Source organism: Campylobacter concisus, from assembly GCF_002913745.1.
In the GTDB taxonomy this organism is placed as follows: Bacteria; Campylobacterota; Campylobacteria; order Campylobacterales; family Campylobacteraceae; genus Campylobacter_A; species Campylobacter_A concisus_R.
Window position 1 is genome coordinate 1 of sequence record NZ_PPCG01000005.1, and the last position, 12,094, is coordinate 12,094.

Here is a 12,094-nt window from a genome sequence, read left to right on the forward strand (position 1 = left end):
ATATTGAAATATAGTATTTTATGGAGTTTTGGATGGTGCGGATGAGAGGACTTGAACCTCCACGCCGTGGGGCACCAGATCCTAAGTCTGGCGTGTCTGCCAATTTCACCACATCCGCACAACAATAATAAGTGGTACGCCCATCAGGATTCGAACCTGAGGCCTACGGCTTAGAAGGCCGTTGCTCTATCCAGCTGAGCTATGAGCGCATAAAGTCTTTTAAGTGGCGCGCCCGATAGGAGTCGAACCCATAACCTACAGATCCGAAGTCTGTCGCTCTATCCAATTGAGCTACGAGCGCCCAAAATGGGGTGAGTGATGGGAATCGAACCCACGACCCTCAGGACCACAATCTGATGCTCTAACCGACTGAGCTACACTCACCATTTAACATGGTCGGGGTGAAAGGATTCGAACCTTCGGCCCTCTGGTCCCAAACCAGATGCGCTAACCAGACTGCGCTACACCCCGCCTGAGTCGTGTTTGTAAGTTTATGCCACTACCTCATTAAAAAGTCGCATTTTATCTAAAAATATTATTCTTGTCAAGGAAAGAATAGTTTTTGTGTTTAATTTTATAAAAACAAGACATTTTATAATTTTTTATGTATTTCCAAAATGGCTTTAACTCTTAAATTACTATTATTTTATTGCGTTTTGAAATAATTTAATAATCTTTAACACTATAATAAATACTTCTTATCCAGTGTATTAAATTTAGATGATTATCTAATAATTCTATTAATTACAATACAAAACAATATACTAAAAACCCAATAATTAGTTGTAAAAATATTAGGCATAGAGACTTATTATAAGTTTTATCCGTAAAAAACTTCTTAGAGCAATGACTAGAATGCTACACTAAGACCGCTAACAGGATATTCTCCAGTTTCACTTTCTTTTTCAACACCAGCTGCATTTATATATTTAAATTGATTATTTAATAATTTTTCGATACCTTTATTGCCTAGTATTTTAAGACAAAGACTATCGTTTTGGTTTGCCCCTTTTTCAACTTTTATAACAGCAGGTTTTCCTTTAGTATCACCAGTATCGGTTACAAAATCTACCAAAGTAAATTTTATACATTTTTTGCCAGCAGCTGTCATATCAGCTATTTTTTTATTATTACCATCAATCTCTAATGGTACATTTGTCATTTGGCTTATATCAGAAGAAAATTTACCTTGTGATGTATAATATGTAGTTAAATCAGAGAGAAGGGTTTGAATATTTGCTGTAACCTTAGCTATTTCAGCATCATCTCTTGTTGCAGTTAGTCTTGGAACAGCAACTGTAGCTAGTAATCCCAAAATAACTATTACAAATATTAATTCAATCATTGAAAAACCTTTTCTCATGTTTACTCCTTAAACTAATTTGTATTTATTATACATTCTTTTAAGCAAATAAACACTTATTTTAATGATTTTATTTACAAATTAATCAATTTGTTACCCAAAAAGATATTTTAAGATATAATGATAAGCTAGTTAAAGATATGGAGATTTTAGTGAAAAAAATTTTATTTTGTTTACTGATGTTTTATTGTACTTTGATAGCAAATACCTCTTTTGAGCCTGTGCTTTCATCAGAATACGATGAGAAAAAGGCTTACATAGGCAAGAAACTCTTCTTTGACAAAAGATTAAGCACAAAAGAAAACTACTCTTGCGAAACTTGTCATAACTTATACTGGAACTTAAGTGGATCAAATTCGTCTCTAACTAGTCAAAAGGGGGTATTAAATCCACCAAGCGTGCTAAATGCTGCTTTAAATTTTATGTTTTTTGTTGATGGTCGAGCCAGAAGTCTAAAAGAACAAGTAAGCGAATCTATAATATCAAGAAATGAACTAAATTCAAATCAAAACGATATAGTTGAAAAAGTAAAAAACATAAGTGAATATGTAGTATTATTTAAGAGTGCATTTAATGATGGAGTAAACTATGAAAATATAGTAAGCGTATTAGTTGAATTTGAAAAAGCTGTTTTAAGTATTGACTCTCCTTTTGATGAATATTTAGCAGGTAATAATGATGCCATAAGTTTAAAAGCAAAAAAAGGATTTCAGCTATTTACGAAAATAGGCTGTATAGCTTGTCACACTGGTAGAAATATAGGCGGAAATTTAATGCAACGTGTTGGGTTGAAAGACACCAATGACATTAAACGCCTTTCACGCGTACCATCACTTAGAAATGTAGCAAGAACAGCCCCTTACCTAAGTAGTGGTGACATGAATGATCTAAAGGAGGTCATAAGCTTTGTAAGCTATCATCAACTACTTCACGCTTTAAATAATGAAGAGATTGAACAAATTTATCAATTTCTGCTAACACTAAACGGACGCAAGCCTAGGATATTAAATGAATAATAAACAAGCAAACCTTTTCTTAAAAGCCTTAATTATTTTAATAATAATATTTATATGTAGTGCGACTTACATTTATAAAGTAAATCAAACAATGAATATTATTGGTAAATTTAACGATACTATTTTAAATCTTATACTAATAAACAATAGATTGAAATTTACACTAGAAAATAATATACTTCGTCTAAACTATGATAACGTAAATAAAGACCTAATAAATTTTGATAGCAATTTAAGTAAACTTAATAAATTAAATAGTCTCATTCAAATCTTTCAAACAGAAAAAAGCTCTAAGTTTTTAAAGAACTTAAATGATGACTTTACTAGAAAAAGAAGACTAGTAGATAGATCGAACTATGCTAGTTCGTCTATGGCGACTTATATAATTTCAAGCGAGTTTGAAATAAATACAGAACAAAAATTTACTCCACTTAATGGAATATTTTATGCGATAAAAAGCACAGCTATAATTAATCCAGCAACATTAAACCAAACAGAAGAACAAATAAAAAAATATAAAGATTTCTATAAAAATGATTCAAAGGCAATATTGATATTAGATAAAGCCTCTTTTGCACTAGATTTTGCAAAAAGCCTAAACACAATAGCAGAAGAATCAAACAACATAGAACTTTGGAAAAATTTAAAAAATTTTAGAGAATACACTCTTGCATCTCATATGACAATGCTTCGTAATGTCGTAATCGCCCAATTCTTATGTCTAATAAGTTTTACATTTATATGTATATTGTTTTTTTATCAATCAAAAGCGATCAAACGTCATCTAAAAAAAATAAAACTTTTAGAAGATACTATAGATACCGCATATAGCTCAGTAATTTTTTGTGATACTAACAACAAATTTTTATATGTCAATAAAACTTTTGAAACAAAAACAGGTTATAAGATGCGTGATCTTATTGGTAGAACACCTAGTATTTTAAAATCAAATATGCACCCAGAGAGCTTTTACGCTGAGATAAAAAATGCTATAAAAAACCATATCTCTTGGGAAAGTGAAGAACTGATAAGCAGAACAAGAAACGGAAATTTGATTTATGAAAAAGTGCGTTTTGCGCCATTTTTCTTTGAGGGCAAGCTAGAGGGCTACATGGCTATAAAGCTTGATAGGACAAAAGAATTTAATATACTTGCTGAGCTAACTCAAAAAAATGAGCAGATAAAAATTCAATCCTCAATCGACAAGCTAACTGGCTTTGGAAACTATTTTGCTCTGACTGAGATGATAGAGGCGAAAAAAGATGGAATTGTGATCAGCATAAGCATCAAAAACTATAAGATGCTGCGATTTTTCTACCAAAACAAGGTCATCGAAGCCATGCTAAAAGCGGTGGCAAATACGCTAAAACTCTGCGTTGATACCTACTCTATAAATGCTGAGCTATTTAGGTTTCAAGATGATGCGTTTTACATCTGGTATCAAGGCGATGACATCGTTAGAGATATCGGCTTTATAAAAGAGTATTTTAACTTTAGCAGGATGAATATCGAGATAGATGGTAAATTTGAAAACCTACCTGGCATCAAGATAACTCTTGGCGTCTCTTTGTCAAATGACACACCGCAAACAAACCGCCTAATGCAGTCAATCCTAGCCAATCAACAAGCAAGTGATAGCGGCAACGAAATCTACTACTACTTAGAAAATGACGCGATCGAGATGAGATACTATAAAAACCAACTCATAACCGAACTCATCGAGTACGCCCTAGAAAACGACAAGGTGATAGTCGAGTGTCAGGGAATTTTTAACGTGCATGAAAATGAGACAGAGGCTAAATACTACGAAGTTTTGGTGCGCATAGTCGATCAAAACGGCAAGGTCCGCTACCCAGGCGAGTTTTTAGAGATCGCGATGAAAACGCAACTTTATCTTCAGATAACAAAAAAAGTGATCGCCCTAGCCTTTGATCTAGTGAAAAAATATCCAGACTATACGTTTTCTATCAACCTTTCAAGCTCGGATCTAACTGATTCAGGTGTTAGAGAAATTTTAGATGAAAAGCTAGAGAGCTGCCCAGATCCTAGTAGAGTTTGCTTTGAGATGCTAGAGAGCGAAGAGCTTAGCGACTACGCCATGGCAAATGAATTTATAAAAAGAGCTAAGAAATATGGATGTAAAATCTCAATCGACGACTTTGGCTCTGGCTACTCTAACTACTACCGAATTTTAGAGCTTGATATAGACAACATCAAGATAGATGGCTCGATCATCAAAAAGCTACCAACCGATGAAAACGCAAGGGTTTTGGTCGAGGCTATCGTGAGCTTTGCAAGAAGACAAGGCTATAAGATAGTGGCTGAGTTTGTGAGCAACGAAGAAATTTTAGAATATATAAAGAAATTTGGAATTTCGTATGCGCAGGGATTTTTACTAGGCAAGCCACATCAGATGTAAATTTCGCAGTTAATTTAGAGCCTTTTAAAGGGCTAAATTTAACTGCTTTTTGCTTTTATACTTGCAAGAAACCTCTTTTTAAATTTTGCTAGACGTGAAATTTGATCTCTTTTTATAAAACGAAAATTTAAGAACTTGTTTTTAGAAAGCTTGAAATTTGGATTAACTAGATTTTAAAGCTTATGTGGATAAGATTTTGACTTTTAGAAGTGGTGACCCATACGAGACTCGAACTCGTGTTACCGCCGTGAAAGGGCGATGTCCTAACCGCTAGACGAATGGGCCACGGTCGGTTATGAAGTTGGGATTATATTACTTTTTAACTTAAATTTATATAAAAGGACAAATCGTTGAAGAAATTTTCACTTGTTTTATTATCTGCTCTCATTTTTTCAGGCTGTGTTGCGACTAAAACGCCACAAAGCTCACAAGCTTTTCAGGTCACTTTATTTTCTCCGATGATAAAGATAAATGATGTTGGATTTTTTCACATTTATAAAAATGATCTAAATTTGCAAATTTATAGCTCTGGCGTAAATACCGCAAATATCAATATAAAGGACAAAATTTGCGTAAATAGCGCTTGTTTTAAAAAGACCGAATTTAACGAGAAATTTTTTCTAGCGCCGCATTATGAGAGTCTTTTTGAAGAGATTTTACAAAGGCAAAAAATTTATGACGGCAAAGGTCTAAGCACCACAGAGTGCGGCTTTAGACAAGATCTAAGTTCTTATTTTATAAAATACGAAGTTTGCGATAACTACGTCAAATTTATCGACAACAAAAATAAAATAAAAGTGATAATAAAAGAGTTAAAATGAGATACATAGGGGCTCACGTAAGTGCGGCTGGAGGCGTATCTAACGCACCGATAAATGCTGTAAAAATAGGAGCAAATGCCTTTGCGCTTTTTACAAAAAACCAGCGTCAGTGGAGCGCAAAGGAGCTAAGCGAGGGCGAGATAGAGCAGTTTAAAGCAAATTTAAAGGCCTCTGGCATAAGCGCCAATCACGTCTTGCCACATGCAAGCTACCTCATAAATTTAGGCCATCCAGAAAAAGAGGCAAGAGCTAAATCCCTTGAAGCCTTTATCGATGAGATAGAGCGAGCTAGCAAGCTTGGACTAAAGCTTTTAAATTTCCACCCTGGCTCACACCTAAAGCAAATAAGCCAAAATGAGTGCCTAGATAACATCGCAAGATGCATAAACGAAGCGCTAAAACGAACAAGCGGCGTAAAGCTTGTCATCGAAAACACAGCCGCACAAGGCTCAAATTTAGGCTTTGACTTTGCGCAGCTGGCGTATTTGATCGAGCGAGTGGATGATAAGAGCAGAGTTGGCGTTTGCATCGACACTTGCCACGCATTTGCCGCTGGGTACGATCTAAGAAGCAAAGAGGCTTACGCTAAGACGATGAGCGAATTTGACGCGATGATAGGCTATAAATTTCTATCTGGCATGCACCTAAATGACGCTAAATTTGGGCTTGGCTCAAAAAAAGATAGGCACGAGAGCCTTGGTAAGGGCGAGCTTGGGCTTGGCGCTTTTGAAAATATAATAAATGATGATAAAATAGGCGAAATTCCCTTGATTTTAGAGACGATTGACGAGAGTATTTGGGAAGATGAGATCAAAATTTTAAGAAACCTAGAAAAGGAAAAGCTATGAAAAGAGTGCTTTTAAGCATTGTTGCGACGTGTTCTTTATTAAATGCTGGGGGTTACAAGGTCCCTGAGCAAAGTACTGATTCTTTGGGGCTTGCTGCTAGTAATGTAGCCTTTAGTTTTGGGGCTGATGCGGCTTATTTTAACCCTGCAAATATGATGTTTTTAGACGGGCTTCACCATTTTGAAAGCACGCTTGGTTGGTTTCATATAAATTCCATCGACTTTAAAAGCGATGATGGCAAGAGCTACAGCTCAAAGAAATTTGACTCACTAGCTGGCACATTTAGCTTTGTAACGCCAGAAATTTATGAAAACTGGAGATTTGGACTAGCCCTTGCTGTGCCTGCTGCTGTTGGCATCTCGTGGGAGGATCCAGAGACTGCTTTTACTGGCAAGAGGTTTAAACTACAAGTTGTCGAGCTAAATCCAACTGTAGCTTACCGCATAAATGACAAACTTGCCATTGCTCTGGGCGCTAGAGGCGTTTATAGCAAGGGCAAGATAGCAAGTGACTTTGGGCATTTTGGCTACAGAGAGATACAAGGTGATGGCATAAACTACGGCTACAACGTCGCTCTTACATATAGACCTATCGAGGAGCTAAGCTTTGCAGTGACTTACCGCTCGAAGGTAAATTTAGAACTTAAAGGTAGCGCTGATGCTGATTTTAACGCGCCGCTAGCAGCTATAAGCTATCATGGCAAAACAAGAGCTGAGATCCCACTGCCTGCACAGCTAGTGCTTGCGACTGGATATAAATTTAGCGACTTTACTCTTTTGCTAGCTTTCGAGAGGACTTACTGGTCTAAATTTAAAGATTATGACTTTGAATTTGATGATAAGACGGCTATTCATTCACACCACCCTGCTTTTAAAATGTTTATGGACGATCCAGTCGTTAAAAACGCAAAGGATACAAACACATATAGGATAGGCCTTGCCTATGACGTAAATGAAAAACTTAGACTAATGGCTGGCTTTTCATACGATGAGGATATAACTAGCAGCGAGCACACTGGCTTGGAGCTTCCAAACACCACCTCTCAGGCATATTCGTTTGGGGCAAACTATAAATTTACGCCAAATTTAGAGCTAGGGCTAGGCTATCTCTATCAGCACCGAGAAAAAAAACGTGCGACAGATATAAAAACTGGCACTGGCTCAATGTCTGGCGAATTTGACGCAAGTAGCGTCCAGATAGCTGCAATGACATTTAAATACTCTTTCTAGGGCTAAAAATGCAATACTCTTATAATAATTTTTATGAAATTTTGACCAAAGTAGCAAAAGAAAGTCCAAACCAGATAGCGATCTTTGATGAAAAAGAGAAGCTAAAATACCACGAACTAAAGCAAAATGTCGATAAAGTGGCGGCTTACTTGCAGCTTTGTGGGGTAAATTTTGGCGACAAAGTGGCTATGGCGGTGGCAAATTCGAAAGAATTTATCATCTCATACCTCGCCATCACGGCTATCGGCGCGGTCGCAGTGCCGATGAACACCTTTTTAAAGACAAATGAGTTTGAGTATATATTAAACGACTGCGGCGCAAGGGTGCTCTTTGCCTCCAGCTCGCTTGCAAAGGAGCTAATAGCACTTAGTGAGCTTGAAATTTTAAGAAAAATAATCTGGATCGGTCAAACGCCAAAAAAACTTCAAAGTGCCTCAAAGGACGACTATGTAAGCGTTGATGAGGAGTATGGCGAGAGTGCTTATCTCTCTTCAACTCCACAAATTTCAAAAGAGGATATGAGCAATGGCTATGAAAATAACGGCGTTGTAAAAAATGTAAATTTCAGCGAAGCGCTAAATCATAAATACACCCTAAGCATCACAAAATACCCTAAAATAGACGATCTCATGCACATCATCTACACCTCAGGCACCACTGGCAAACCAAAGGGCGCGATGATATGCTACAAAAATATCCTATCAAATTTAGTCGGCGCACACGAGCGCTTTAAAGTTAAAAAAAGCGATAGATTTATCGTATTTTTACCGATGTTTCATAGCTTTACGCTAACGGCGATGGTGCTTTTGCCGATATATGCGGGCGCTTCGATGGTGCTTGTAAGATCAGTTTTTCCATTTTCAAATGTGCTAAAGCAGACGCTACTTAAAAGAGTCACCGTATTTTTGGGTATCCCAGCTATATATACAGCCATTGGCAAGGCAAAAATTCCTTGGTATTTTAGATGGTTTAACCGCATAAGGCTATTTGTAAGTGGCGCTGCTCCGCTTGCTAAGCAGACTATCGATGACTTTAGAGTGAAATTCCCGCGTGCAACGCTCGTTGAGGGATATGGCCTTAGCGAATGCTCTCCGATCGTGGCAGCAAATTTATTTGACAAGCAAAAGCTTCTAAGTGTAGGCCCTGCGCTAAATGGCTATGAGGTTAAGATCGTAGATGATGAGATGATGGAGCTTCCACTCGGCCAGATCGGCGAGATCATCGTAAAAGGTGACTGCGTCATGCAAGGCTACTACGGCATGCCAGGTGTGACTGATGAGACCATCATAAATGGCTGGCTAAAGACAGGGGATCTTGGCAAGATCGATGAAGAGGGCTTTATCTACATCGTTGACCGCAAAAAAGACCTCATCATATCAAAGGGCATAAACATCTATCCACGCGAGATCGAAGAGGTCATCTATAAGCTAGAAGCCGTTGAAGCTGCAGCAGTCATCGGCGTAAAAGACGTGCACGCAGACGAAGAGGTCGTAGCTTTCATACAGGTAAAAGATGGCATGGATCTTGATGAAAAGACGGTTAGAGAGCATCTAAAGAAAAATTTAGCAAATTTCAAAATTCCAAAAAGTATTTATTTTGCCGAAGAACTGCCTAGAAACGCCACTGGCAAGGTACTAAAACGCGTGCTAAAAGAGCAGATAAAGGATAAAATTTAGTGAAGTATTTGCTTGATTTTCTAAACCAAGATCTTAAAAAAAGTAAAATTTACGAGCTTATAAAGTGTGGCGATGAAGAGGGAGAAATTTTAAAATACCTAAGCAAAGCCTACGTGCAAGGCACAGCTAGCATGAGCGTTTTTGAGCTGCTTGGAGCCGTTTTTGGCACGCAAAACGACAAGCAGCTTTTATACCTTAAATTTATAAAAAATTTGCTGGATAGCGGCTGGATAGTACAAAACTACGGCCTCTTTAAAATGCCAGAGAACTCGCAAAAAAGCTCAAACCAAGGGCTGCTTTCGCTACTTCACTCTGAAATTTCACTCTCAGCTACATTTTTAAAAATTTTAGAAGATGGCAATGCTGATATAAATTTACCAGAGCTTGCGCCTTATGAAGATCATTTGGAGTATTTAAAAGATCAGTTTTTAAAGATAGAGCTTTACTCAAAGGCTGCGATATTTGAAGGTGGCTCAAATGACGCTAAAAAGCGCATAAACGAGCAAATTTCTGAGCTTACAAAACGCATAAACGAGCGAGTAAAACTAAGCAAGATCAGCCTAAAAATAGAGCAAATTTTTAAAGAAAATTCGCTTGATGAAAAAGAGCAGATCATATTTTTAGCCCTTTTAAAAGAGGAGTACGCGGGCGACTTTGAAAACGGCCGCGACCTAAACACGCTAGTTGGGCTAATAAGCAAAGACGAGCTTGAACGCATAAAAAATCGCACTCTTTTAGAGGATGGCTCAAGGCTCATCGAGGGCGCACTAATCGACTACGACGAGGTTTTAAACGCTTATGGCAACGTTAGCAAGAGCTTTTTTATAAACGAAGAAATTTTGCAAAGCATAATGCACCCAAAAAATGACAAAAACAGCAAGAAAATCAAGATCGAAAGCCTAGTAAAAGAGCAAGAAATTTTTGAGCTCATTGAGCCAGTAACGAGCCTAGAAGACGTCGTGCTAAACGAAAAGACAAAGCAGCTTTTAAGCACGATACTAAAGCAAGTCGATAAAAAAGTGCTTGCTAGACTTAGCAGCTGGGGCATAAAAACTAGAAAAAACATAGACGCCAAGATCATCTTTTACGGCGAGCCTGGCACTGGTAAGACGATGAGCGCCGTTGGGCTTGCAAAGAGCCTAAAGAAGCAAATTTTAAGCTTTGACTGCTCAAAAATTTTAAGCAAGTATGTCGGCGAGAGCGAGCAAAATGTAAGGAAAATTTTTGATACTTACAAAGAAATTTGCAAAAAAAGCGGCAGTGAGCCAGTGCTCTTACTAAACGAGGCCGATCAGTTTTTAAGCACGAGAGTGGAGAGCTCAAGTGGGGCTGAGAAGATGCACAATCAAATGCAAAATATCTTTTTAGAGCAGATCGAGCGCTTTGAGGGCGTGCTGATCGCCACGACAAATTTCTTACAAAGCCTTGACGTGGCATTTTCTAGAAGATTTGACTATAAGATCGAGTTTAAAAAGCCTGATTATAACGGCAGGCTCGCCATTTGGCGTAAAATTTTGCCTGAAAATGCGAGCTTTGAAGATGGCTTTAGCGTTGAAAGGCTGGCTGAGTTTAACCTAAGTGGCGCGCAGATCGTCCTTGCGCTAAAAAACACCGCATTGAAAGTGGCGATAAAAGATGATGGGATTTTTACCTTTGAGGACTTCAAAACCACGATAGAGCGCGAGCTAAACTCAAGCTTTGGCGAGGATAAAAAGATGGGATTTGGCTCTTAACTTTTCCCTTAATTTATAAATTTGACTTAGCACTACAAAAATCACTGACCTTTATAAGAAATTTGCTTCACTCAATAAAATTTAGACGAGTTTTGCCGCTAAAATCATGAAAAGAGCGAGTTAAATTTAAGCTTTGGCGATAAGAAGTGCAGATGATTGCCGAGAGTGTTAAATTTTGTTTTTATACAGAGTATGCCCCTAAAAGCAACATGGAAAGTGAGCTAAATTCGAGCTTTGACAAGAAAAAGGATAAGCTTGCTCTTGGGTTTTTAAAGCTATACTGCAAGGTTTACGCTGTAACAAAGACAAAGTACGGATATCAAATTTGCTTTTATCTATTAAATTTACAAGAAGCCTGCCACCAAAAATTTATAGAAAAGGCGAAGCGAATTCGATCTTTGGCGTAATTCTCTTATGTTTTTTTTAAATATACGCTTTGCGTCACAAGGCAAAGTCTAAAGCGTCGGTACTTGCCAAACTAAACGTGGAATTTTTTACAATTAAATTTTGGCAAAAACACGGCAGGATAGATACCCACCCATAGGCTTTTTGCATAAATTTAACTCACTCGCTTACCTCAAATTTACTACCGCGCCCTTTACAAACAAGCAGTTGGTCTCAAATTTTAAAAATTTATCCGCTATCAACTGCCCTACTTTTTCATCTATTGCGGACTTTTTACATTATCGACGATTGCTGATCTAAGTGTGAAATTTTGCTTTTTATTAAATTTGAGCGAAAAACTACAGCTTAGCAGATGCCAACTTATAGGCACTAGCATAAATTTACTACCTTAGCCTTTGCAAAATAGTATTTTTATCCAAAAACCGCAAAATTTTGAAATTTATCCACTCTGCCTTAAACATCAAGCGTGCAAAGTGTATATCTAGTTGCGTATGCTTTTGCATTAATTTTGTTTTTATCTATGCAAATTTGCAAAAACCACAAGCATGACAAATGCACTCATAACCGCCTAATGTAAATTTATC

Annotated in this window: 9 protein-coding genes and 6 tRNA genes; 8 read left to right on the forward strand and 7 right to left on the reverse strand. The window is 37.3% G+C overall.

Annotated elements, in window-relative coordinates:
- Positions 1 to 33: 33 nt before the first annotated feature.
- The 6 genes from CYO90_RS00480 to CYO90_RS00505 all read right to left on the reverse strand — a co-directional run bounded on the left by CYO90_RS00480 (position 34) and on the right by CYO90_RS00505 (position 1,363).
- Positions 34 to 118, reverse strand: a tRNA-Leu gene (locus CYO90_RS00480).
- A gap of 14 nt (positions 119 to 132) precedes the next feature.
- Positions 133 to 209, reverse strand: a tRNA-Arg gene (locus tag CYO90_RS00485).
- Positions 210 to 224: 15 nt separating this feature from the next.
- A tRNA-Arg gene (locus CYO90_RS00490) sits at positions 225 to 301 on the reverse strand.
- A gap of 6 nt (positions 302 to 307) precedes the next feature.
- A tRNA-His gene (locus tag CYO90_RS00495) sits at positions 308 to 384 on the reverse strand.
- A 9-nt stretch (positions 385 to 393) separates the two neighbouring features.
- A tRNA-Pro gene (locus CYO90_RS00500) sits at positions 394 to 471 on the reverse strand.
- 379 nt (positions 472 to 850) lie between these two features.
- Positions 851 to 1,363, reverse strand: coding sequence for a type II secretion system protein (locus CYO90_RS00505; protein WP_009295059.1), 513 nt, complete (start codon positions 1,361 to 1,363; stop codon positions 851 to 853).
- A gap of 152 nt (positions 1,364 to 1,515) precedes the next feature.
- Between CYO90_RS00505 and CYO90_RS00510 the strand changes: the two genes are divergently transcribed.
- Together CYO90_RS00510 and CYO90_RS00515 are read left to right on the forward strand one after the other, a co-directional pair.
- Positions 1,516 to 2,379 (forward strand): cytochrome-c peroxidase, encoded by an 864-nt coding sequence (locus tag CYO90_RS00510; protein WP_103578057.1) that lies wholly within the window; start codon positions 1,516 to 1,518, stop codon positions 2,377 to 2,379.
- A 685-nt stretch (positions 2,380 to 3,064) separates the two neighbouring features.
- A complete protein-coding gene (locus CYO90_RS00515; protein ID WP_258030607.1) occupies positions 3,065 to 4,798 on the forward strand; it encodes a bifunctional diguanylate cyclase/phosphodiesterase in 1,734 nt (577 codons plus the stop codon).
- A 210-nt stretch (positions 4,799 to 5,008) separates the two neighbouring features.
- Here the strand turns inward: CYO90_RS00515 and CYO90_RS00520 are convergent.
- A tRNA-Glu gene (locus CYO90_RS00520) sits at positions 5,009 to 5,083 on the reverse strand.
- A 65-nt stretch (positions 5,084 to 5,148) separates the two neighbouring features.
- Between CYO90_RS00520 and CYO90_RS00525 the strand changes: the two genes are divergently transcribed.
- From CYO90_RS00525 to CYO90_RS00550, 6 genes are all read left to right on the forward strand, one after another.
- Positions 5,149 to 5,619: a hypothetical protein gene (locus tag CYO90_RS00525; protein ID WP_009295062.1), complete on the forward strand. Its 471-nt coding sequence runs from the start codon at positions 5,149 to 5,151 to the stop codon at positions 5,617 to 5,619.
- Positions 5,616 to 6,467 carry a deoxyribonuclease IV gene (gene nfo, locus CYO90_RS00530; RefSeq protein WP_009295063.1) on the forward strand — a complete coding sequence of 284 codons (852 nt, stop codon included), beginning with the start codon at positions 5,616 to 5,618 and terminating at the stop codon, positions 6,465 to 6,467. Before CYO90_RS00525 ends, nfo begins: the two co-directional genes overlap by 4 nt.
- Positions 6,464 to 7,696, forward strand: coding sequence for an OmpP1/FadL family transporter (locus CYO90_RS00535; protein WP_103578059.1), 1,233 nt, complete (start codon positions 6,464 to 6,466; stop codon positions 7,694 to 7,696). Before nfo ends, CYO90_RS00535 begins: the two co-directional genes overlap by 4 nt.
- A gap of 8 nt (positions 7,697 to 7,704) precedes the next feature.
- Positions 7,705 to 9,372 (forward strand): fatty acid--CoA ligase, encoded by a 1,668-nt coding sequence (locus CYO90_RS00540; RefSeq protein ID WP_009295065.1) that lies wholly within the window; start codon positions 7,705 to 7,707, stop codon positions 9,370 to 9,372.
- Complete coding sequence (locus CYO90_RS00545) at positions 9,372 to 11,105, forward strand: ATP-binding protein (RefSeq protein ID WP_103578060.1); 1,734 nt, start codon at positions 9,372 to 9,374, stop codon at positions 11,103 to 11,105. The genes CYO90_RS00540 and CYO90_RS00545 overlap by 1 nt, the downstream gene beginning before the upstream one ends.
- Before the next feature lie 146 nt (positions 11,106 to 11,251).
- The gene (locus tag CYO90_RS00550) at positions 11,252 to 11,512 is read left to right on the forward strand and encodes a hypothetical protein (protein ID WP_148401002.1); all 261 of its coding nucleotides are present in this window, start codon (positions 11,252 to 11,254) and stop codon (positions 11,510 to 11,512) included.
- Positions 11,513 to 12,094: the final 582 nt, after the last annotated feature.

Excerpts from the sequence above, each read along its gene's own strand:
- CYO90_RS00515 (WP_258030607.1), top strand. The coding sequence starts at position 3,065 with ATGCTTCGTAATGTCGTAATCGCCCAATTCTTATGTCTAATAAGTTTT.
- nfo (WP_009295063.1), top strand. The coding sequence starts at position 5,616 with ATGAGATACATAGGGGCTCACGTAAGTGCGGCTGGAGGCGTATCTAAC.
- CYO90_RS00505 (WP_009295059.1), bottom strand. The coding sequence starts at position 1,363 with ATGAGAAAAGGTTTTTCAATGATTGAATTAATATTTGTAATAGTTATT.
- CYO90_RS00535 (WP_103578059.1), top strand. The coding sequence starts at position 6,464 with ATGAAAAGAGTGCTTTTAAGCATTGTTGCGACGTGTTCTTTATTAAAT.
- CYO90_RS00540 (WP_009295065.1), top strand. The coding sequence starts at position 7,705 with ATGCAATACTCTTATAATAATTTTTATGAAATTTTGACCAAAGTAGCA.